The 22,107-nt window shown below is 66.3% G+C and carries 22 protein-coding genes; 2 read left to right on the forward strand and 20 right to left on the reverse strand.

Annotated features, from left to right (window positions below):
• Window positions 1-253: 253 nt before the first annotated feature.
• Entirely contained in the window at window positions 254-2,602 is a 2,349-nt protein-coding gene (locus QM618_RS01575; RefSeq protein ID WP_428093945.1) for an ATP-binding cassette domain-containing protein, read from the reverse strand.
• Complete coding sequence (locus QM618_RS01580; RefSeq protein ID WP_428093949.1) at window positions 2,586-3,098, reverse strand: MarR family winged helix-turn-helix transcriptional regulator; 513 nt, start codon at window positions 3,096-3,098, stop codon at window positions 2,586-2,588. The genes QM618_RS01575 and QM618_RS01580 overlap by 17 nt, the downstream gene beginning before the upstream one ends.
• 67 nt (window positions 3,099-3,165) lie before the next feature.
• On the opposite strand from QM618_RS01580, the gene QM618_RS01585 reads away from it, so the two are divergent.
• Window positions 3,166-4,074 (forward strand): EamA family transporter, encoded by a 909-nt coding sequence (locus QM618_RS01585; protein WP_428093952.1) that lies wholly within the window; start codon window positions 3,166-3,168, stop codon window positions 4,072-4,074.
• Between the two features lie 4 nt (window positions 4,075-4,078).
• Here the strand turns inward: QM618_RS01585 and QM618_RS01590 are convergent, their stop codons facing one another.
• Window positions 4,079-4,840, reverse strand: a complete 762-nt coding sequence (locus QM618_RS01590; RefSeq protein ID WP_428093955.1) for an SDR family NAD(P)-dependent oxidoreductase — start codon at window positions 4,838-4,840, stop codon at window positions 4,079-4,081.
• 172 nt (window positions 4,841-5,012) lie between these two features.
• Between QM618_RS01590 and QM618_RS01595 the strand changes: the two genes are divergently transcribed.
• Window positions 5,013-5,348 (forward strand): RNA polymerase-binding protein RbpA, encoded by a 336-nt coding sequence (locus QM618_RS01595; RefSeq protein ID WP_428093958.1) that lies wholly within the window; start codon window positions 5,013-5,015, stop codon window positions 5,346-5,348.
• A gap of 4 nt (window positions 5,349-5,352) precedes the next feature.
• On the opposite strand, the gene QM618_RS01600 is transcribed toward QM618_RS01595, so the two are convergent.
• From QM618_RS01600 to fmt, 17 genes are all read right to left on the reverse strand, one after another.
• Window positions 5,353-6,078: a polyprenol monophosphomannose synthase gene (locus QM618_RS01600; RefSeq protein WP_428093961.1), complete on the reverse strand. Its 726-nt coding sequence runs from the start codon at window positions 6,076-6,078 to the stop codon at window positions 5,353-5,355.
• Window positions 6,078-7,610, reverse strand: a complete 1,533-nt coding sequence (gene lnt / locus QM618_RS01605) for an apolipoprotein N-acyltransferase (RefSeq protein ID WP_428093964.1) — start codon at window positions 7,608-7,610, stop codon at window positions 6,078-6,080. Before lnt ends, QM618_RS01600 begins: the two co-directional genes overlap by 1 nt.
• A 27-nt stretch (window positions 7,611-7,637) precedes the next feature.
• On the reverse strand, window positions 7,638-10,364 hold the full coding sequence (locus tag QM618_RS01610) for a DEAD/DEAH box helicase (RefSeq protein WP_428093967.1): 2,727 nt from the start codon (window positions 10,362-10,364) through the stop codon (window positions 7,638-7,640).
• A 269-nt stretch (window positions 10,365-10,633) separates the two neighbouring features.
• A complete protein-coding gene (locus QM618_RS01615; protein ID WP_428093970.1) occupies window positions 10,634-11,566 on the reverse strand; it encodes a diacylglycerol/lipid kinase family protein in 933 nt (310 codons plus the stop codon).
• On the reverse strand, window positions 11,567-12,337 hold the full coding sequence (gene tatC / locus QM618_RS01620) for a twin-arginine translocase subunit TatC (protein WP_428093973.1): 771 nt from the start codon (window positions 12,335-12,337) through the stop codon (window positions 11,567-11,569).
• Window positions 12,338-12,365: 28 nt separating this feature from the next.
• A complete protein-coding gene (gene tatA, locus QM618_RS01625) occupies window positions 12,366-12,575 on the reverse strand; it encodes a Sec-independent protein translocase subunit TatA (protein ID WP_428093976.1) in 210 nt (69 codons plus the stop codon).
• A gap of 30 nt (window positions 12,576-12,605) precedes the next feature.
• Entirely contained in the window at window positions 12,606-13,523 is a 918-nt protein-coding gene (locus tag QM618_RS01630) for a helix-turn-helix transcriptional regulator (RefSeq protein WP_428093979.1), read from the reverse strand.
• Window positions 13,516-14,481: a helix-turn-helix transcriptional regulator gene (locus QM618_RS01635; protein WP_428093983.1), complete on the reverse strand. Its 966-nt coding sequence runs from the start codon at window positions 14,479-14,481 to the stop codon at window positions 13,516-13,518. The genes QM618_RS01630 and QM618_RS01635 overlap by 8 nt, the downstream gene beginning before the upstream one ends.
• Window positions 14,482-14,496: 15 nt before the next feature.
• Window positions 14,497-15,339: an ATP phosphoribosyltransferase gene (gene hisG / locus QM618_RS01640; RefSeq protein ID WP_428093986.1), complete on the reverse strand. Its 843-nt coding sequence runs from the start codon at window positions 15,337-15,339 to the stop codon at window positions 14,497-14,499.
• Between the two features lie 24 nt (window positions 15,340-15,363).
• Window positions 15,364-15,627, reverse strand: a complete 264-nt coding sequence (locus QM618_RS01645; RefSeq protein ID WP_428093989.1) for a phosphoribosyl-ATP diphosphatase — start codon at window positions 15,625-15,627, stop codon at window positions 15,364-15,366.
• Window positions 15,628-15,825: 198 nt separating this feature from the next.
• Window positions 15,826-16,290: a 6,7-dimethyl-8-ribityllumazine synthase gene (gene ribH / locus QM618_RS01650; RefSeq protein WP_428093992.1), complete on the reverse strand. Its 465-nt coding sequence runs from the start codon at window positions 16,288-16,290 to the stop codon at window positions 15,826-15,828.
• Window positions 16,287-17,528: a 3,4-dihydroxy-2-butanone-4-phosphate synthase gene (gene ribB / locus QM618_RS01655; RefSeq protein ID WP_428093995.1), complete on the reverse strand. Its 1,242-nt coding sequence runs from the start codon at window positions 17,526-17,528 to the stop codon at window positions 16,287-16,289. Before ribB ends, ribH begins: the two co-directional genes overlap by 4 nt.
• The gene (locus QM618_RS01660; RefSeq protein WP_428093998.1) at window positions 17,525-18,136 is read right to left on the reverse strand and encodes a riboflavin synthase; all 612 of its coding nucleotides are present in this window, start codon (window positions 18,134-18,136) and stop codon (window positions 17,525-17,527) included. The genes ribB and QM618_RS01660 overlap by 4 nt, the downstream gene beginning before the upstream one ends.
• Window positions 18,136-19,155, reverse strand: coding sequence for a bifunctional diaminohydroxyphosphoribosylaminopyrimidine deaminase/5-amino-6-(5-phosphoribosylamino)uracil reductase RibD (gene ribD, locus QM618_RS01665; protein ID WP_428094001.1), 1,020 nt, complete (start codon window positions 19,153-19,155; stop codon window positions 18,136-18,138). The genes QM618_RS01660 and ribD overlap by 1 nt, the downstream gene beginning before the upstream one ends.
• Window positions 19,148-19,807 carry a ribulose-phosphate 3-epimerase gene (gene rpe, locus QM618_RS01670; protein ID WP_428094004.1) on the reverse strand — a complete coding sequence of 220 codons (660 nt, stop codon included), beginning with the start codon at window positions 19,805-19,807 and terminating at the stop codon, window positions 19,148-19,150. The genes ribD and rpe overlap by 8 nt, the downstream gene beginning before the upstream one ends.
• A gap of 9 nt (window positions 19,808-19,816) precedes the next feature.
• Complete coding sequence (locus tag QM618_RS01675; protein ID WP_428094009.1) at window positions 19,817-21,169, reverse strand: RsmB/NOP family class I SAM-dependent RNA methyltransferase; 1,353 nt, start codon at window positions 21,167-21,169, stop codon at window positions 19,817-19,819.
• Window positions 21,169-22,101: a methionyl-tRNA formyltransferase gene (gene fmt, locus QM618_RS01680; protein WP_428094012.1), complete on the reverse strand. Its 933-nt coding sequence runs from the start codon at window positions 22,099-22,101 to the stop codon at window positions 21,169-21,171. Before fmt ends, QM618_RS01675 begins: the two co-directional genes overlap by 1 nt.
• Between the last annotated feature and the right edge of the window lie 6 nt (window positions 22,102-22,107).

Here is a 22,107-nt window from a genome sequence, read left to right on the forward strand (position 1 = left end):
GACAGGACAGGAGCGGGGAGGGTTCGACGGGCCAAATCCAGGCGTAATGTCATAATGGACATTATCGGCGTTACGGGGATCAGCGCCGATCTCAGCCATCACACCGCCTTGTTGTAGTCACTCTGGCGCCTGTTTCGTAGTTCCAGCACCCCAGACTTCGCCCCAGGAACGCACATCGTTGCCTTACAGAGGGGCGATTCAGCAAACCGTTCCTCTGGAACGCAGCACCTGGGCCAAGAACTCGGCGTGCAGATTACGCGCCCACATATGACGCGAGATGCTCACCCGTAAGCGTTGATTTCCCAGCCACCAGTTCAGCAGGCGTTCCCTCAAACACCACCAGCCCGCCATCGTGGCCCGCACCAGGTCCAAGATCGATAATCCAGTCTGCATGCGCCATTACGGCCTGATGGTGCTCAATCACGATTACAGATTTCCCAGAATCTACGAGCCGGTCAAGCAATCCCAACAGTCGCTCAACATCCGCAAGGTGCAACCCCGACGTCGGCTCGTCGAGCACATACACGTCGCCCTTGCCCGCCATCGACACGGCAAGCTTGAGGCGCTGCCGTTCGCCCCCAGACAGCGTCGTAAGCGGCTGCCCCAACTTGACATAATCCAGTCCCACGTCCCCAAGGCGAGCCACGATCGCGTACGCCGGAGGGAGACGTGCAGGGCCGTCGGGCCCAAAGAACTCGGCGGCGGCCCTCACCGACAGGTCCAGTACGTCGGCAATATTCAAGCCGCCAACCTTGAATTCCAGGACTTCCGCCTGGAAGCGCCGTCCCTCACAGGCCTCGCACACCGACTCAAACGTCTCGAGGAACCCCAGCTCCGTGAAGATCACGCCCGCGCCGTTGCAGACCGGGCACGCACCCTCGGAGTTGGCGCTGAACAGCGCGGGCTTGACCCCATTGACCCGCGCAAACTCCTTACGGATGGGCTCCAGGAGCCCTGTGTAGGTGGCCGGGCTCGAGCGCCGCGAGCCCCTAATCGCGCTCTGGTCAACGGCCACCACGCCGTCCCGCCCCGCAACGTACCCGTGAATGAGCGAGCTCTTTCCGGACCCGGCTACGCCCGTCACCGCCACCAGCACACCTAGTGGGATGTCTACGGAGACGTTGCGAAGGTTGTGTTCGCTCGCTCCAGTAATGCTCAATCGGCCCGACGGCTCGCGCACCTCATCCTTGAGCCTCGCCTTGTCGTTGAGGTGCGTGCCCGTCAGGGTGTCGGCGTCGGCGAGGGCTTCAACGGTGCCCTCGAAGACCACCTCTCCCCCGCCGCTGCCGGCTCCAGGCCCAAGGTCGACGATGTGGTCGGCGATCGCGATGGTCTCTGGCTTGTGCTCCACCACGAGCACCGTGTTTCCTTTGTCCCGCAGCCGAAGTAACAGGGAGTTCATGCGCTGGATGTCGTGCGGATGCAGGCCGATGGTGGGCTCATCGAACACGTAGGTCACGTCCGTGAGCGCCGATCCAAGGTGACGGATCATCTTGGTGCGCTGCGATTCGCCCCCAGACAGCGTTCCAGATGGGCGATCCAGCGACAGATACCCGAGGCCAATCTCCACGAAGGACTCCAAGAGCTGCGCAAGGTTGGCGAGGAGCGGGCCCACCTCCGGAGCGTCGAGCCCGTTCACCCACTGCACCAGGTCCGTGATCTGCATGGCGCACGCATCCGCAATGGACACGCCCTCGATGCGCGACGCGCGCGCGTGCTCCGCGAGCCGAGTGCCGCCGCACTCCGGGCACGTCTGGAACGTGACCGCTCGCTCAACAAAAGCCCTGATGTGGGGCTGCATCGCGTCCACATCCTTGTTGAGCATGGACTTCTGGATCTTTGGGATGAGGCCCTCGTACGTCATGTTCATGGACTCGTACTTGACCTTGGTGGGTGCGCTGTACAAAAACAGCTCGCGCTGCTTCTTGGTGAAGTCCTTGATGGGCACGTCCATCGGCACCACGGCCCCAAAGATCTTCACGTACCACCCGTCGGCCGTGTAGCCAGGGATGGTGAGCGCGCCGTCGGCGAGCGACTTTGTCTCGTCGAAGAGCTGCGCAAGGTCCAGGTCCGAGACCGCGCCCATGCCCTCGCAGCGCGGGCACATCCCCCCAAGCTGCGAGTACTCGCGCTTGGTGGCCAGCGAGGCCCCGCCCTTGGCCACCTTGACCGAGCCCACGCCCGTCGCGGAAGGCACATTGAACGAGAACGCTTGGGGCGATCCCACGTGCGGCACTCCCAGCCGCGAGAACAGGATCCTCAGCAGCGCATTCGCGTCGGTCACCGTTCCCACCGTGGAGCGCGAGTTCGCTCCCATCCGCTCCTGATCCACGATGATCGCGGTGGTGAGCCCTTCCAAGAGGTCCACGTCCGGCCGCGCCATCGCGCCCATGAATCCCTGCACGAACGCGGGGTACGTCTCGTTGATCATGCGCTGCGACTCTGCGGCGATGGTGTCGAATACCAGGGAGCTCTTGCCGGATCCCGATACACCCGTGAACACCGTGAGGCGCCGCTTGGGCAGGTCCACGCTCACGTCGCGGAGGTTGTTTTCTCGCGCGCCCCGCACGCGGATCACATCATGGTCATCGGCCCTCGTCATCGAAACCCTCCACGTCATCCACGAGCTCACCAAAGGCCGTAAGGCCGCGCCTAAGCGCCTCCAACTCCTCCGGAGCGAGTCCCGACAGTATCTCCAATTCGTTTGCCGCATGCGCGTCGTGTGCCGCAGCCTGCACGTCGCGACCAGCCGCTGTGAGGCACACCCAGAACACCCGACCGTCCTCCTCGTCGCGCCTTCGCGACACGAAACCGCGCTCTTCAAGCACCTTGAGTCGGTGCGTGGTGGTGCCCGACGAGATGATGAGCGCTCGGTCAAGGTCGCCCGGCGTTAGCTCATACGGAGCTCCTGCGCGCCGCAGCGATGACAACACGTCGAACTCCCACCCTTGCAGGCCAAACTCCGCGAACACCGCGTCAAGCTTTACTTGCACCACGGACGCAAGGCGCGACACGCGCCCGATCACCTCGAGCGCCGACACATCGAGGTCCGGCCTCTCCCTCCCCCATTGCTTCATGATTCGGGCGACGCTGTCCATGAGCCCAACTTATCTTGACTTCGAGATAAATGGAATATATCTTGATATCAAGATAGTTGACACCGCTATGAAGACCTCCCGCATCCTCGCCGTCACGGCCATCGCCCCAATCATCTGGGGCACCACGTACTTGGTGACGAGCGAGATCCTCCCGGAGGGCCGCCCCTTCCTAGCAGGCGTCCTCCGCGCGCTTCCTGCGGGCCTCATCCTGCTCGCGGTCACCCGCTCGCTCCCCCGCGGCGCCTGGTGGTGGAAGTCGCTCGTGCTTGGCACGCTCAACATCGGCGCCTTCTTCGCCTTCCTTTTCATTTCCGCCTACCGCCTCCCCGGCGGCGTGTCCGCAACCCTCGGCGCGATTCACCCTCTCCTCGTGGCACTCCTCACGGTGGTTGTACTCCACGAGGCCGTCAGCCGCCGCGCCCTCAGCGCCGCTGGCATCGGCCTCGTCGGCGTCGCCATGCTCGTGCTCACGCCCGACGCTGCACTCGACGGGGTGGGGGTGCTCGCGGGCCTCGCGGGTGGGCTGAGCACCGCCTTCGGCGTGATCCTCACCAAGAAATGGGGACGGCCAACCTCACTGCTGGCTTTCACGGGTTGGCAGCTCATCGCGGGTGGCCTCGTGCTGATCGTGCCGATGCTCGCGTTCGAGGGCCTACCGGCCCGCCTCACGGCGACCAACGTGGCGGGTTACGCCTGGCTCGCCATCGCGGGAGGCGCCGTGAGTTACTTCCTGTGGTTCCGCGGCATCCTCGCGCTTCACCCAACGCGAGTCACGCTATTGGGCTTCCTCGCCCCGCTCGTGGCCACGATTCTTGGGTGGGCCGTTCTTGACCAAACTCTCGCGCCTTTGCAGTGGCTTGGCGCCGTAGCAATCCTTGGCGCCGTGCTCCTCGGCAACACGGCGCCAAAGCGCGCTCAAAGGAGGTCCGACGCTAAGGCGAGCGAAGATACCCAACTCGCCCCAGCGTCGGCCTGACGAACTAGTGGCTGATGAAGCCGCCGTCGATAACCAACTCAATCCCGGTCACGAACGCGGACTCGTCTGACGCGAGGTACAGGTAGCCGTACGCGATGTCGATGGGCATGCCCATGTAGGGCGGCAGCGGAGTGTCCGTGCTTCCCATCGCGGCGGTTGCCTCCTCGCGCGTGGCGAACCCCATGCTGCTCACCATGCCCGTGAATACGCCTCCCGGGTGCACGGAGTTGAAGCGGATGTTCTCCGCCGCATGCCACTGTGCGCAGTGCTTGGTGAACGAGCGCACCGCGCCCTTGGACGCGCTGTACGCGGCGCCGTGACCATCGCCGTTGCCGCCAACGATCGCCGCAATCGACGCGCAGTTGACCACGGAACCGCCGCCGGCGGCCTTCATGTGCGGCAGCACGGCCTTGGTGCCAAGAAACACACCCGTGAGGTTGATCCCCAACAGCCGGTTCCAGCCGTCGAGGTCCTCTTCCTCTACGCCCTTGGGCACAAATATCCCTGCGTTATTGATGAGCACGTCGACGCCGCCAAACGCGTCGAGCGTGGACGAGATGACACCGTCCCACGAATCCGAATCCGCGACGTCGTGGTGAACGGAGATGATGTTGCCCTCAAGCGGCGCCACGGCGTCGGGCAGCCCGGGCACGATGTCCGTGGCGACAACATTGGCGCCTTCACGAGCAAACAACTCCACAGCTGCGAGTCCCATGCCACTCGCCGCGCCCGTGATGATCGCGGTCTTTCCTTCTACTCTTCCCATCTCAGAACATCCCTTCATTGCGATGCCTCCCCTCTCCCTGGCTTACGCCTCGCAATACACGATGTCCCCGGACCAAAGTCCCCGTGCTGAGGCACTCGGAACAAAGCGACACCCGCGCTCGTTCCACCGACAGCGGGTGCCACAAGCGCCCAAGAAATCGAGGGAGGCTGACATGGCTGATCGAGCATTGCGCGGCATGCGACTGGGGACCCAGAGCATGGAGACCGCTGCCCACGCCGAATTGGCGGAGCGCGTCGAAGTTCACTACGACTGCCCCAACGGGCACGTGCTGAGCTTCCCGTTCTCCGTCGAGGCCGACGTCCCCCTCTCGTGGGAATGCCATTGCGGCGCCCTCGCCCTGCTTCGCGACGGGGACCGTCCGGAGATGAAGGAAGAGCGCCAGGCGCGCACGCACTGGGACATGCTCCTTGAGCGTCGCACCATTCCTGAGCTCGAGGAACTCCTCGAAGAGCGACTTGAGTTGCTGCGCGCCGGCCGCGCCGGCTAACCAGTTACGCCTTTCGCGTCAGTTGCGCCCACCGGCACTGGACGCCCCATACGGTGACCTTGACAAGCGCTTCGCGGATGATCGCTCCGCTCATCTTTGAGACCCCAAGTTCGCGCTCAACAAACGTGATGGGCACTTCCACCACGCTTCCCCCTCCGCGAATGACGCGCCAGGTCATGTCCACCTGGAAGCAGTATCCCTGCGACTCAACCTCGCCAAGGTCGAGTGCCGCGAGCATGGGCGCGCGGTACGCGCGGAAGCCGGCCGTGGCGTCGTGCACCTTGATTCCCATTGCAAGACGCACGTAGCGATTGGCGTTGACGGACAAGAACTTGCGCCGCCACGGCCAGTTCACTACGGACCCGCCCTTGACCCAGCGTGAACCGATCACCAGGTCCGCCCCGTCCGCCGCGGCGAGCAACCTTGGCAGATCCACGGCGCGATGTGACCCGTCAGCATCCATCTCCACAATGACGTCGTAGCCTCGCTCTAGTCCCCACGCGAAGCCCGCGATGTATGCGGCGCCCAACCCGGCTTTACCTGGCCGGTGCAGAACGTGCACGTGGGAATCCTCGGCGGCCACAGCGTCGGCCCACTCGCCCGTGCCGTCCGGCGAATTGTCGTCGGCGACGAGGATGTGAACTTCCGGAGTGGCGGCACGCACGGCGGCGAGCTGCACCGGGAGGGCCTCGCGCTCGTTGTAGGTGGGAATGATGACGAGAGTGCTCATCACCACTCGTACTTGTCGGCTAGTCGCTTGCGCATGGCGAAGAACGGAATCAGGGCGCCCAGGGCGAGGATGACCCAGCGCTCCACGCCACCCAGGTACGACGCTGGGGTCATGGATGTGCGCAGTGGCACCTCGGCGGCCATCGACTCTTGCGTGAACAGTTCGGTCTGATTGGTGACTCGGCCGTCCGGCAAGACGATCGCGCTCACACCCACCGTGGAGGCCTGAATGGCGGTGCGTCCGTACTCAATCGCGCGGAGCTTCGTCATCGCGAGTTGCTGCGTGGACTCCGCGGTCATGCCGAAGCTGGCGTTGTTGGTCTGCACGATGATGATCTCGCCGCCGTCGCGCACGGATTGGCGCACAATCTCGTCGTAGACCACCTCGAAGCAGATGATGGTGGACAGCGTCACGCTGCGGCCGAGCACGGGCGCCTGGAGGTCCATCGTCGCAGGGCCCTCGCCCGGCAGCACGTCCTTGGTGACGCGGTCTACAGCGTCAGAGAAGTGCCTGGCAAAGCCGCGAATAGGGATGTACTCCGCGAACGGCGCCGGGCGCTGCTTGCGGTACTCGTCAAGCACCGTGCCGTTCTTTGACCACAACAGTGAGACGTTGTAGCGCCCCTCTTCTGGCGTGAGGTCTTGGGTTCCGAACAGCAGCGGGGCGTCGGCGGCGACTGCGGCGGCCGTGACCATGTCGTACGTCGCGGGGTCAACCCTGGGGTCGTAGTCGGCGGAGTTCTCGGGCCAGATCATGACGTCATACGGCCCTGGAGCCGTGGCAACCAGCCGCTCAGTCTCGTCGAGGTGGTTCTGGGTGACCTCGCGCGCTTGCTGGAACGCGTCAAGGCCGGCGTTGGGAACATTGCCTTGAACAACCCCCACGCTGAGCTTTCCCGCCTCGGCCTGCCCACTTAGGGGCACAAAGATGCCCGCCATACCCAGCCCAATGGCTACCACGGGGCACACGGCAACGAAACCCCAGCGTCGGGCCCTTCCAGCCTCGATCGCGAGCGCAAGCACGGCACCCGTCAGCACCACCGCAAGTGTGACAAGCAGTGCCCCGCCCGCCCACGCGAGGTTAAGGAACGGGGATGACGACTGCGAGAAGGCAACCCTGCCCCACGGGAAGCCGCCGAAGGGAAGGATCGAGCGCAGCTCCTCCGTTGCCCCAAAGAGCACTGCGAAGGCGAGCGGTTGCGCCCACGCCCGCGCATTCACGAGCATCGCTGACCGCCGCACGCTTGCCCACGCGCCGCCGAACAGCCCATAGAACAGGCCACTCGCGAGCGACAGCGCAATCCACGGCACGGGGCCAACGGCGGAGTTCGCCCACCACGTGTGCGGGAGCATGAACGCCGTGCCGTAGGCCCAGCCAATGAGCACGCCGGCCCACGCGCCGCAACGGCCAAGCGCGAACCACAGCACCACGATGGCGGCGATCGCGAAGGGCCAGATGTTGGTGTCGGGGAAGGCGAGCGCCATGAGCAGGCCCGCCAGCACGGCGAGCCCCATGTTCCTCAGCAGACGCATTCCCAAAGCCTACTTTTCGCGCGTGACTCAGTACGCCACGACGCCCCGGCGCATCGCCGTAATCGCCTGCCGGGCAGCATTGCGCACGTTCTGCGATGCGGTGGCGTCGGCTATCTGGTCCAAGGCGTCGATCACCTGTTTGCACCACCGCACCATGTCACCCGGCGCAATCTCGCTGCCTTGTAAGACGGTGGCGAGAGAGCGGCCCTGCGCCCAGCCGTGAATGGGCCCAACGATTCCCCATTGCGGGCTGGGCAGTTCCGGAAGGCCGCGAGCCGTGTGGAGGTCATCCATGCGCGACCACACCCGTGTGGTCTCGTTGAGCGCCTGGCCAAGCACGCCTTGCGGCCCTCCGGGCACTCGCGGAGTCCGATTCTCGTCCTCACGGCGTCCGTTGTAGAGCAGCGTCGACACCGCTGCAGCGAGAGCGGGAGGATGCAGCTGCTCCCACACGCCCTTGCGCAGGCACTCGGCAATGACCAGGTCGTTTTCCGCGTAGAGCTTGCGCATTGTTTCGCCTGCGGGGGTTGGAGTGAAGTCTTCCGTCAGGTAGCCCAGTTCCGTGAGAACGGTGAGGCGCTTGTCGAAGATTCGCGAGATGGATCCCGTGGCGCGCTCAATCTCGCCCACCATGCGGTCCTTGTCCCGCATGCCGCGGAAGTACCGCTCAGCCCACCGCGCGTGCGCCTCGCGGTCGGGGCACGAGTGACACGGGTGCGCTCGCAGTTGGGCCGTGAGGGCATCGATTCCCACGTCGTTGGCGCGCGCGGCGGCCTTGCGCTCTCGCTGGTAACTGCCCGACGCTGCGGTCACCGTTGCCGCGAGTTCTCGCCTTTGACGGGCGTTGCGTGAGTCATGACCCTTGGGCACCTTGACGGCACCAACCACATCAATTCCGTGATGAAGCTCGCTGATCGCGAGCCGGAAGGTGCGGGCGTTGTCCGTTACAACGGTTGGGCGCGGCGCGTCCGGATTGGCGTCCGGCTCCACCACCACGGCGAGCCCTGCACGGCGGCCACCCCCGATGCGCACCACGTCACCCCTACGCAAGCCAGCGAGCGTGGCCGCTGTTGCCTGCCGTCGGGCCCTTCCGGACGCTTTGGCGGCGTCCTTCTGCGCGCGGTTGATGCGTTCCCGCAACAACGCATACTCCATGAAGTCGCCCTTGTCGCAGTGCGCCGCCTGGCGGTAGCCCTGGAGGGCGCTGTCTAGCTCACGGGCCCGCCGTGCCTTGCCCACCACGGCCTGATCCGCCTGGTACTGGGCGAAACTAAGTTCCAGTACTTCCCGCGCGCGCTCCGTGCCCATCTGGGACACAAGGTTGATGGTCATGTTGTAGGAAGGCTGGAACGAGCTGATCAGCGGGTAGGTGCGGCGGCTCGCGAGGCGTCCAAGCTGGCCGATGTCGAAGCCGGGGTGCTCCACAACCACCGCGTGGCCCTCCACGTCGATGCCGCGGCGGCCCGCACGCCCGGTGAGCTGGGTGTACTCCCCTGCCGTGAGGTCCTGGTGTGCCTTGCCGTCCCACTTGACGAGCTTCTCGAGCACCACGGAGCGCGCGGGCATGTTGATGCCGAGCGCTAGCGTTTCCGTGGCGTAGACCACCTTGATGAGGCCTTGCGCGAAGAGCTCCTCTACTACCTCCTTGAACAGCGGGATCAGCCCTGCGTGGTGGGCCGCAAGGCCGGCCTCGAGACGCTCGCGCCAGGCCGTGAAGCCCAGCGCGCCGAGGTCCTCCGCAGGCATGGCCGAGCAGCGCTCGTCGACTATCTCGCGAATGAGGTCTCGCTCAGGCCCGCTCGTGAGGCGCAGTCCCGCGGCGAAGACCTGGTCAACGGCGTCCTCGCAACCGGCGCGGCTGAACACGAACACGATGCACGGCAGCAGGCCGTTGCGGTCCAATTGCTCCACCACGGCGAACCGTGGGGGTGCTCTGCGGGGACGGGGGCGGCTACTGCCTCGTGCGGGGCGGTAGCCAGCCCGCCTCAGTTCCGGCAGGGTCTCGTGACGCTGGCGGCGCGTGACCGCAACGAGCTCGGGGTTGAGCGCGGGGTTAGGGCCGGGGTCTAGGGGGTCCACTCCAGGCGAGTAGAGGTCAAAGAGCCCCTCGCGGATGAGCACGTGGGGCCACAACGGCACCGGTCGGTGCTCGGAGACGATCACTCGCGTGTCGCCGCGCACCTCGCGCAGCCACGCCCCAAACTCCTCAGCATTCGAGACGGTCGCCGAGAGCGCAACGATCGCGGTGCGTTCCTCGAGGTGAATGATCACCTCTTCCCACACCGAGCCGCGATACCGGTCCGCGAGGTAGTGCACCTCATCGAGCACCACGAAGGCCAGCCGGTCAAGATCAGAGGAGCCCGCGTAGATCATGTTGCGCAGCACTTCCGTGGTCATCACCACGATGTCGGCATGCGGGTTGATGGACGTATCTCCGGTGAGGAGGCCAACTGCCTCAGTGCCGTACACCGCCCGGAGATCCTGGTACTTCTGATTGCTGAGCGCCTTGATGGGGGTGGTGTAGAACGCCTTCTCGCCGCGCTCATACGCGTGGCGCACGGCGAACTCACCAACGAGAGTCTTACCCGCACCGGTGGGCGCTGCGACGAGCACGGAGTGGCCGTCAGCGACGGCCTCGCACGCCTCGCGCTGGAACGGATCCAGGGGGAAGCTGAGTGCCTGCTCAAAGTCCATGAGGTCGCCACGGCTCCGGCGCTGCTTCGCGGCAGCGAATCGCTCCGCGGGTGTGGACATGGCTCCAGGCTACTTGCCAACGCACACTCCCCCGCCCACCTCTCGCATGTGTGCGTCAGCACCGGATTCTGGCGCGTCGCGGCTCCTGTGTGTGTCTCACCGTCATCCGAAGGTGGTCAGGAGCACGTCTGGCGGACATCTGGTGTCGACCGAGTCACTGTCCGACGGCGGCAGGCGTGCATCCGGGAAGACGCTGAGACACACACGGGGCAGGTGACTGCCTCGAAAGTGGTGCTGACGCACACATACACGAGGGGTGGGCGGTGGGGCTAATCTGGGGAACCGCCGAGGACGCGCAGCGCGAGTGGCGCAACGTCCACCACAAGGGGCTCCGCGCCAACGAGCTCGCCATCGGCGAAAGCCACGGGCAAGGTTGCACCGCCCTGATGCTGCGCAATGGTGACACTCGTGGTCTGCACGGTCCGGATGCGCGGATCACCCTTGTGGGAACCGTTGCGCAACTTGGGGAAGATCTGCAGGATCTCTCGCCGCGTCAAAGGCTCCGTCACTACGGCCTCAAGCAGGCCGTCGGTCATCGATGAACCCGGAGAGATCACGAGCCCACCACCAAATACCGGGGTGTTTGCCACAGCAACGAGAGTGCAGCGCGTGACCTCCGGGGTGGAGTCACCGATCGTCACCGTGAGTCCGTAGGGCCGGTAGCGCGGAATCTCCCTGAAGGTAGCGACCTTGTACTTGAGCGGTCCCCTAGGAAAGGTGAGCCGCGAACCGTAGGCGGCAACGGCGGCATCGATGCCCGCGCTCAGCACGGCAAGGAAGTAACGCGGCGACGAAGGGTGGTCCACCGAGGGCCCAGTGAGCCGTCCAACGTCCACCGCGGTGACATCCCCACGCAGCCCCGCCTCGATGCGCTGGGCGGCCGCTCGCATGTTGTGAATCGGCAGCTTCAGCGTGGACGCGACGTCGTTTCCGGACCCCGCGGCCATCACACCAAGCGGCAGCGCGTGCTCTGCGCACACCTGGGCCCCAAGGTGCACCATGCCGTCCCCGCCAACCACGATCAGCGCGTCAAGAGCGTCGCGATGCTCTATCGCCGCCTCATAGGACGCCGCCCACGAGCCTCGCGAGAGGTCGCGAACGCGGTGGCCAAGCCGCGCCAACTCCGCGGCAGCCTCCGCTCCCCATTTGGCTCCCCTGCCCGACGCCGCTGTCGGGTTGGTGATGAGGCCAAGTTCTGCCACCTAGGCTCCTGCGCCTTCCGCGGCAGCCTCTTCCGCCGCAAGCGCCGCCTTGCGTCGCTTGCGTGAGCGTTCGAAGAGTTTGGCGACGCCTACGGCCGCGAAGAACAGGCCCACCATGGGAATCGCCATGATGATCATCGTGATCGCGTCCGGGGTGGGCGTCATGATCGCGGTGAACAGGAAGATCAGCATCACGGCCCAGCGCCACCCGCGCAGCCACGTGGACGACTTCACGAGCCCCGCGGCGGTGAGCGCCACCATGATCACGGGGAAGATGAAGGCGATGCCGAACGCGAGCACAAGCCGCATGGCGAAGCTCATGAACAGTTGCGCGTCGAGGTAGTTGGAGCCCTCCTCCGGGGTGAAACCCAGCAGGATCTCCGCGGCGCGGGGGTACACCCACAGCGACAGCGCGACGCCAGCAAGGAACAGTGGAATCGCGGCGCCAAGGAAGCCAATCGTGTAGCGCTTCTCGCGCTTGCGCAGGCCCGGCGCGATGAAAGCCCACAACTGGTAGAGCCACCACGGCGACGAGATGATCACGCCGATCACGAGCGACATCTTGACCTGCATGTCGAGCGCGGTCGCGAGACCGCCAAAGTTGATCTTCGCGTCTTGGCCGGATTCTTCCGTTGCCCTCACGATTGGGGCCGCAAGGAAGTCAAACGCGTACGGGTACAGGAACCAACCGGCGACGGCGCCAATGAGGATGCCTATAGACGCAAGGATGAGACGGTTGCGAAACTCCTTTAGGTGCTCGCGGAGGGGCATCCGCGCATCCTCAGCGCGGCGTGATGCCCTAGTCGTCACGAGCCTCCTTGGAGGTGTTCTTCTCACCCTCTACGGCGGGAGCGGCCGCGTCATCCTTCGTGTCCGAACGAAGGTTCTGCGTCTCCTCCTTGAGGATGTTGAGAGACTTGCCGATGCTTCGCGCAAACTCAGGGAGCTTGGGCGCGCCAAACAGCAGCAGCACTACAACGACGAAAACCACTACGTGCCAAGGCTTCATGCCGGCTACCTCCTCAAACTCCGGTTCAGTCTACTCGCCGTGGACGGCCGCAACGGATTGCGCTTGGCGCGTCACCTCACGCCGTAGCGACTCTGGCTCCACCGAGATCAGCGAGGTTGCGATGCTGAGCAGCCTGCCAGCGAACCACGGCTCGTTCGTCACGCCAAGGGTTGCGGTCACGAGTTCGCCATCATCGCTCAGTTGCACGCCTGGAATGTCCTCGAGCACCCATCTGCCGCCACGGCGCAGCGTGACGGTCGCCTCGTACTGCCGCGCAAGGCTAAAGCCTTCACTGCCCGACGCTGGGGTTACCACCTCATCGTCCGTCACCTTGGCACTGACGATGCGATCGATGCGCAGGGTGCGATAGTCACCTGCACGCCTACACCAGCACTCGAGGTACGGGGCCCCATCGATAGTGACGATGCGGTGCGGCTCCACGTCCCGCTGGGTGCGGCGATCGGCCGCGTCAATGTAGTCGAGCCGTGCGACGACCCCCTGCTGAACCGCGATGGCGAGCGTCTGCACTACCTTGCTCGAAGCGTCGGGCGTGCCGAGGACCGTCACCGTTTCCTCGCCCAAGGCTTCCGTGATCTTGGCCAGGGCGCTTTCTGCAGCCCGCGGGGCTACTCCGGCCCCAACGATTGCGGATAGCGCCGCGACGAGCGCCACGCCCTCGCGCGGCGCAAGCCGCACCTGCGTGGCGCCTTGGGTATTGGTGATCTTGGCGACTCCCGCATCGAACGAGTCATAGTCGAAGTCGATGAGGTCATTCGCGAATCCGCCTGGCCGACCCACGATCCATAGCTGCTCGATGTCCTTAGCGATCTGCGCGCTGGTGACGCTAAAGTGGTCGGCGAGCTCCTCGAACCCGGTGGCGCCGTTGTCCTCGAGATACGCGACGATGCCAAGCAACCGGGCAACGCGGGCGCGAGAGTTCTCACTCATGGGTCGCCTCCAGTGCCGCGCTTGCGTAGCGCCGCACATCATCAACGAGCTGTTGCGGAGCGACAGCCCTGGCAGCGCCCGCAAGCGCGAGCACATCGGCCCGAATCGCGTCGAGGTGACGATACGGAACCTCAACGAGGTCCCACTCGCCGTCGGCACCCGTCACGGTCCCGGCCAATCGCAAGGCGTGACCGGCCTCCGGACGCAGCGCCACGGTTGCGGTGCCGACAACCGCGCCGGGAGTGAGCGAACCCAACGGGATGTCGTGCGGCGGCTCATACGCTCCCGCGTCGCCCACGGCCTTCACCGTGCCAAGGATGCGGCTCAAGCGGAAGGTGCGGGAAGCGTCGGCCCCATGGTCACGGCCAACGAGGTACTCGGTGCCGTTGACCACGAGGATGCGCCACGGGTCCACGGTGCGGACGGCGGGGGCGGAGGACGACGAGGCGTACTCGAACTTCACGGACCTGCGCTCATGGAGGGCCTCCGCAAGGGTTCCCAACGCGGCCCTCGCGCCCGTGGCCCTCGCGCCGAATGGAAGCTCCGGCACCGCCTCGTGCTGGATGCGGCTCGCAACCTTGGTGACGGCCTGGCGCGCATCGGTGCCGAGCGCCGCGTCTCGCCAGTAGTCGACGGCGAGGTTGACCACCGCTAGCTCGGCGGCGTCGAGATTGATGGGTTGCATCGTCGCGGCAGAGGGGTCGATGCGATAGCCAATGTCTCCGCCGTTCGCGGCGTCCACGACCGTCTGCAAGGGCACGCCGAGGCGGCGCAGATCTTCCTTGTCCCGCTCGAACATGCGCTCAAACGCGGCGTCCGCCTTGGTGTCCTCGCCCTGCATGCGCTGGTCGTAGCCGTATACGGTGGAGCGGATCTGCTGCTTCGTCATGCGCGCGCGGGTGGACGTCAGCGCGATAAAGAGATTGAGCAGCCGTTCCTCTGGGACCACGCGATCCATGAGCCGTCGCCGAACCTAGACCCGCACGGCAAGCAGTTCGGTGGTGAGAATCGCGCGCGCACCCACCGCATAGAGGTCATCCATGATGTGGTTCATCTCGCTGCGCGGCACCATGACGCGCACCGCGTGCCACTCGGAGCCGTGCAGCGGTGTGACCGTTGGCGCCTCAAAACCGGGAGTGACCGCGATCGCCGCCTCGAGCTTGTCGTTGGGAACGTCGTAGTCCACGAGCACGTACTGGCGCGCCATGAGCACGCCCCTGAGGCGACCGGTAAGGGTAGCGATCTCTTCCGCGGGCGCCTCCGGTGCGGTAATCAGGATCGCCTCAGACTTGAGAATGGGGTCGCCAAAGACCTCAAGCCCTGCAGCCTTGAGCGTGGACCCGGTCTCGACAACGTCGGCAACAACGTCTGCCACGCCAAGGCGCACGGACGATTCCACGGCGCCGTCGAGGCGCACAACCGTGGCCTCCACCCCAAAGGACCGCAAGTGGTTCTTCACCAGGTGGGGGTAACTGGTGGCCACGCGCAGGCCCTGCACCTGTTCCACCGTCGTAGCGGTCCCCACGGGGGCCGCGTAGCGGAACGTCGAGCCCGCGAATCCGAGCTCGAGGTGCTCCGCTGCGGTGGCACCGGAGTCCAGCAAAAGGTCGCGGCCCGTGATTCCCGCGTGCACGGTGCCAGCTCCCACGTAGACCGCGACGTCGCGCGGGCGCAAGAAGAAGAACTCGACGTCGTTGCGGGAGTCTACGAGCACCAGGTCGCGATCGCTGGTGCGCTGCTTGTAGCCGGCCTCCTTGAGGAGCCGGCTAGCGGGCTCGGACAGCGAGCCCTTGTTTGGTACGGCGATGCGGAGCACGTTTCTCCTGGTAATCGTTGTGGTCTACAGGTAGCGGCCGACGTCTTCGAGCGTCAAGCCCTTCGCGATCATCATGACCTGCGCGTGATAGAGCAACTGCGAGATCTCCTCCGCGGCCGCCTCATCGGATTCGTACTCGGCGGCCATCCACGCTTCCGCGGCCTCCTCGACGAGCTTCTTGCCGATGGCATGCACGCCCGCATCCAGCAGGCGCACGGTTCCCGAACCCTCGGGACGCTCGGCGGCGCGGGCGCTCAGCTCCGCGAACAGCTCGTCAAAGGTTTTCACGCGCTCAACCCTACCGAACGCTGAGCCTGAGAATGAGAACGCCGCAACCCCAGCGTCGGTCAGTGACAAACAAGGGTGGTTGGTACTTATGTGACACGTGATCTTCAATAGCGCCGCAGCGACGCCACACGAGTCACACGTGTCACTTTCACCCTTGTTTGTCTATGCCCGACGGCGTGGCCGGGTTGCGCGGAGACGCTAGAGCGAGCGCAGCGTAAGTGCGGTGGTGAGCGCGGCCTCGACGGCCTCCGCTCCCTTGTCCTCGCGAGAGCCTGGCAGTCCCGCGCGGTCGAGTGCCTGGGCGTCGTCGTCGCACGTCAGCACGCCAAATCCAACCGGGACCAAGTGCTCGCGCGCCACATCCGTGAGCCCAAGCGTCACGGACTGACACACGTACTCGAAGTGCGGCGTTGCACCCTTGATCACCACGCCAAGGGCGGCGATCGCGTCGGCGCCGTTGCGGGCGAGCGCCTCGGCGATCACGGTAAGTTCAACAGCCCCCGCAACGCGCGTCACGCGATACCCGGCCCCGGCGGCCTCTGCCGCGCGAATTGCGCCTGCTACCAGGCCGTCCATGACCTCGGTGTGCCACTGCGAGGCGACGATCTCTACGGTCAGGCCCGCCGCGTCTACCGAAAGCTCCGGTGCTCCAGCGCCGCTCATGCGCCCTCCTCCATGATGTGACCCATGCGCTCTGCCTTGGTGCGGCGGTACGCCTCGTTCTCCGGATGAGCGCCCACATGGTGCGGCAAGCGCTCCACAACGTTGATGCCGCTCGCCCTCAGCCCCTCAACCTTCGCGGGGTTGTTGGTCAGCAGGCGCACCTCGTCATAGCCGAGGTCCGCGAGGATCGCGGCCGCAGCCCCGTACTCGCGCCTGTCGATGGGAAGGCCAAGATCGGTGTTGGCGTCCACGGTGTCACGCCCCTGGTCTTGCAAGGCGTAGGCCTTGATTTTGGCGACAATCCCGATGCCGCGACCCTCATGTCCCGTGAGGTAGATAACCGCACCACCCTCGGCAGCGACGCGCTCGATGGCCGCGTCCAACTGAGGGCCGCAATCGCACCGCAGCGAGCCGAAGGCATCGCCCGTGAGGCACTCCGAGTGCACGCGGACCACGGGCGTGGCGCCGGCAGGAACCGGAGCGATGAGCGCGACGTGCTCGTGGCCCGTGCGCGCATCCCGATACCCTCGAACCGTCACCTCGCCATGCTTGGTGGGAAGGCGCGCCTCTCCCTCCGCGAGCACGCGATCGGGTTGCGGGGCAGACGGCGCGGGAAGGTCGTTCTTGTGACGGCGGTACGCGATGAGGTCGGCAATGGTCATGAGAACCAGCCCCTCCTTGGAGGCGAGAGCGGAAGCATCGCCTTGGCGCATCATGGTGCCGTCGTCGTTCACGAGCTCCGCGATGACGCCCACGGGCTCTAGTCCGGCAAGCCGGCACAGATCGACGCACGCCTCCGTGTGACCAGGACGGTGCAGGACCCCACCTGCAACAGCGCGGAGGGGCAGAACATGCCCGGGACGGATGAACTCGTCGGGAGATGCCCCGCTCTTGGCCAAGATTTGCAGCGTGCGGTGCCGGTCAGCTGCCGAAATACCAGTGGTGATACCACTCGCGGCATCCACAGAAACGGTGTAGGCGGTGCGGCGCGGATCCTGCGAATTGGGAACCATGAGGGGCAAGTGGAGGCTGTCGGCCTTCTCCCCTGGCATGGGCGCGCACAAGTAACCGCTCGAGTGCCGAATGCCCCACGCCACCCACTCCACCGTGGTGGTCTGGGCGGACATGATGAAGTCCGCCTCGTTCTCGCGGTCACGCGAGTCCGCGACGAGCACGGGTTTGCCGGCCCGCAGATCCTCGAGGGCGCGCTCGACAAGCGCGATCGCATCGCCGCTCACTGCGCCGTCCCCCCGGTAGCCCGCTCCCCCAACATCCGCTCCACGTACTTGCCCACAACGTCCACCTCTACATTGATGACGGCGCCAACAGGCAGTTCGCCAAGGTTGGTCTCCGCGAGCGTCGTGGGAATGAGCGACACGGTGACCTGATCGTCCACGAGCTCGGCCACCGTCAGCGACACCCCGTTCAGCGCTATCGATCCCTTGCGCACCACGTAGCGCGCGTACTCGGGGGCAATCCGGAACGTGAGGTCGGTCCAATCGGGCTGAGAGTCCTTCGCCACCAGCTCGGCGGTCCCATCGACGTGACCTTGCATGATGTGCCCGCCGAGCCGAGCGTCAGCACGCAGCGCGCGCTCCAGATTGACTCGCGCGCCCACCTCAAGCGCGCCAATGGATGTGGTCTCGAGCGTCACGCGCATCACGTCGGCAACCCACTCGTCACCGGAGTGCTTAGCGACCGTAAGGCACACCCCATTAACCGCGATCGACTCGCCAAACTCGAGGTCGCCGCCCCATCCGGGAGTCGCAATGGTCAACTGCGACTGCGCGCCATGCTCCGCGATAGCGGTCACGGTGCCTACGGCCTCGACAAGCCCGGTGAACATCAGGTCTCCTTCGTGAAAACAGCGGTGACCAGCGTATCCACGCCAAGGCGGGTCACGGTCACGTCCCTGCCTCTCAACGCGTCCGCCATGGTGCCGATTCCCAGCCCGGACACCGCACTTGGCCCCTCGCCTAAGATCGCGGGCGCTATGTACGCGTGCACCTCGTCCACGAGGCCCGCGGCAAGGAACGCGCTTGTCACCGTGGCTCCGCCCTCGACGAGCACCACGCGGCATTCGCGCTCCCACGCCTTTTCCAGCCCGACGCTGGGGTCACGTGAGCTCACACGCGCGGCATTGGCGTCGCGCCAGACCTTTGCGCCCGGTGTGTCGCGCTCGCCCATCACGAGTCGCAGCGGCTGATGCGGTTCCGCGACGCCCGCTGGGCGCGCGCTCAACTCGGGATCGTCAATGGCGACCGTTCCCGTGCCCACGATGATCGCGTCAACGGCTGCCCGTACCTGGTGGGCGTGCTCGCGGGCCTCCTCGCCGGTGATCCAGAAGCTGGTGCCGTCGGCCGCGGCGGTGCGGCCATCGAGCGTAGAGGCCCACTTCGCGATCACGTAGGGCCGCTGGCGCGCCATCGCCACAAGCCAGCGCCGGTTCAACTCTTGCGCGGCGTCGTGCGGAGCGAACTCCACCTCCAACCCCCGAGAGCGCAGGTACTCGGCGCCACCGGCGGCGGTGGGATTGGGGTCCTTGACCGCGTAGACGACGCGGGCGATGCCCGCATCGGCGAGAGCGACGGCACACGGGCCCGTGCGTCCCGTGTGGTTGCACGGCTCAAGAGTCACGTAGGCCGTGGCGCCCTCAACGGAAATTCCCGCCGCGGCCGCCTGCGCCAGAGCGTCGGCCTCTGCATGGGCCGTGCCTGTCCCCTTGTGGTGACCCTGGGCGAGGATCGCGTCCGCACCCTCACCAGCGTCGGGCAGCGCGATGACGCACCCCACGCGCGGGTTAGGGCCGTGCGCGGGCCCAAGCGCGGCCAACGACACCGCGCGGTCCATGAAGGCCTTAGTCACGCGCTGCCCGTTCGGCAAGGTCACGCAGCGCGCGCACCTCCGCGTTGCGATCGTGGGCGTGGTAGATCGCCGATCCGGCAACGAACGTGTCTCCGCCCGCCTTGGCGACCGTGCCGATCGTGTCGCGAGCGATACCGCCGTCCACCTGCAGCCACACGTCCGCGCCAGAAGCGTCCACGGCCGCGCGCAGCGTCTCAAACTTGCTCATCTGGTCCGCCATAAACGCCTGACCGCCAAAACCAGGTTCCACTGTCATGACGAGCACCATGTCCACCTCGTCGAGCAGGTCCAGGGCGCGCTCCACGGGCGTACCAGGCTTGATGGCAACCGACGCGCGTGCCCCAGCCGCCCGCAACTCACGGGCCACTTGCCGCGGATTCGTGGCCGCTTCGTAGTGGAACGTCACGGAGAAGGCACCGGCGTCCGCGTATTGCACGGCCCAACGATCCGGGTCCTCGATCATCAGGTGCACGTCGATGGGCATGGGCGCCACCTGGCAGATCCGTGCCACCACGGGAAGCCCAAGCGTGAGGTTAGGCACGAAGTGGCCGTCCATCACGTCCACGTGAAGGATGTCGGCGTCGCTCACCTCGCGGATGTCGCGCTCAAGGTTGGCGAAGTCGGCGGAGAGGATCGACGGGGCAATGCGCATGGCTCGACCCTACCCGCGGGGCCGTTCGAGGATCGCGAGGTACATCGCGTCCGTGCCATGCACGTGCGGCCACAGCTGCACGTGTGGGCCCGGTCCCCAGCTGCGGCGCGGCGTGCCCGTCAGCTCCGCGACCGCGGGGCGGGCGTCTACGAGTTCAAGGCCATGCGCGGCGGCCACGACGTCCCGCGTCTCCGCGAGCACCGGCGAGCACGTCACATACGCGACGACGCCTCCAGGCTTGACCGCGGCGGCGGCCGCAGCGAGAAGTTCCGCTTGCAGCTCCGCGAGAGCCGCCACGTCGGCGGGTTCGCGACGCCAGCGCGCCTCTGGCCGTCGCCGTAGCGCGCCAAGCCCCGTACACGGAGCATCCAGCAGCACGCGGTCGTAGGCGTTTGCCGCGAGGTTTCGTGAGTCCGCCGTCGTGACCGTTACCACCCCCTCCGGAAGCGCCCTGACCGCGTTGCGCACCAACTGTGCGCGGTGTTCGTGGATCTCGTTCGCGTCCACCGTTGCGCCGTGCTGCGCGGCGAGCGCTCCAAGCAGAGCGGCCTTGCCACCGGGCCCGGCGCACATATCGAGCCACGTCTCCCCCGGCGCCACCTCACGGTGCGCAACGAGCGCGCCCGCAACCACTTGGCTTCCCTCGTCCTGCACGGCCGCGGTGCCCGACGCTACCTCTGGTATCGCTCCAGGGTCGCCTCCCGCGAGGGTCACGCCCCACGGTGACAGCGGCGCGGGGGTGCCAGGCAGTGCGTCCCTCTCCGCGAGTCCCGGCCGTGCAACGAGGGTCACCGCGGCGGGCTCATTGTCAGCAGCGAGCAGCGCCTCTAGTTCCGGCGCCCGCGAGTCCTCGGCAAGCGCGGCCGCGAGTTCATTGACCACCCACAACGGATGCGAGTGGCGCAAGGCGAGGTCTTCGCGGCTGGCACTTGGAGCGACGAGGGCCGCCCATTCGGCTGGCTCCCTCTCCACGATCCGTCGCATCACAGCATTCACCAGGGGCGCAACGCGCGGACCGCCATGCCGTCTGGCCAGATCTACCGTTTCCGAGACCGCGGCATGCGCGGGCACGCGCATCGACAGCGCCTGATGGGCGCCCAGCCACAGCGACCACCGCACGGGGTTGTCGAGCGAAGAAGGATCCCTGCGGGCAGCATGGGCGATCACCGCGTCGTAGTAGCCGCGCATGCGCAGCGCGCCGTACGCGAGCTCCGTCGCAAAGCCCGCATCGCGACCGCTGAGCCGCAATGCAGAAAGAATCCCTGGCATCGCAAGATTTGCGTAGGCGTCGTCGGCATCGACGTCTCTGACGCACCGGAAGGCCGCCTCGCGAGCCGCGTCGATCGCTGTGCCCGGCGACATCAGGCCTCTCCCAACACCGCGGCATCGCCGAGCCGTGCGCCGCGCCACCAGTCGCGCGCGTCCATGGCCTTTCGGCCAGCGGGAGCGATCCACGTCAGCGCCACGGGGTGCGTTCCGGTGCCCACCACAACCTCATCGGCGCGCGCAGCCACCTGACCAGGGGGCAAACCCGGCCCCGTGCGCAGCCTCACGGGGCCAACTTTGGCGACCGTGCCGTCGGGCAGTGTTGTCCAGGCGCCGGGCGCTGGGGTGACGCCCCGAACCTGCCTGTCGATGATGTGTGCGGGCAGCTCCCAGTTCACGTAGGCGTCCTCACGCGAGAGCTTGTGGGCGTAGCTCACCCCATCCTCTGGCTGCGCCATGGGGGCCGCGTAGCCGCCAACGAGCGCCTCAAGCGAGTGCACGAGCAGCCCAGCGCCCAGGTCTGCGAGGCGCTCAAGCAGAACGCCGGCTGTGTCATCGTGCCGGACGCGCTCGGTGAGCGTCCCGATCACGGGTCCCGTGTCCAGGCCCTGCTCAATCACGAACGTGGACGCGCCGGTGACGTCGTCCCCCGCCATGATCGCGCGCTGAACGGGCGCCGCACCTCGCCACGTTGGCAGCACCGAGAAGTGCAGGTTGACCCAGCCGTGGGAGGTGGCGCCAAGCAGGGCGGGCCGCAGAATCTGGCCGTAGGCCACGACGGCGGCGACATCCGCATTGAGGGCCGTGATCGTTGCCACGGTGGAGGGGTCCGACGCTGAGGCCGGGGTGAGGACGTTCAGTTCAAGTTCGCGCGCGGCCAGGTTCACGGGGCTGGGCACCAGCCCCTTGCCGCGCTTGCCGGGCGCGTCCGGTTGCGTGAGGACAGCAACCACGTCATGCCCTGCGGCGATGATCGCCTGCAACGCGGGAACAGCAATCTGCGGGGTGCCCGCGAACACTACGCGCATGGCACC

The organism is Demequina sp. (assembly GCF_049841215.1).
Classification (GTDB): Bacteria; Actinomycetota; Actinomycetes; order Actinomycetales; family Demequinaceae; genus Demequina.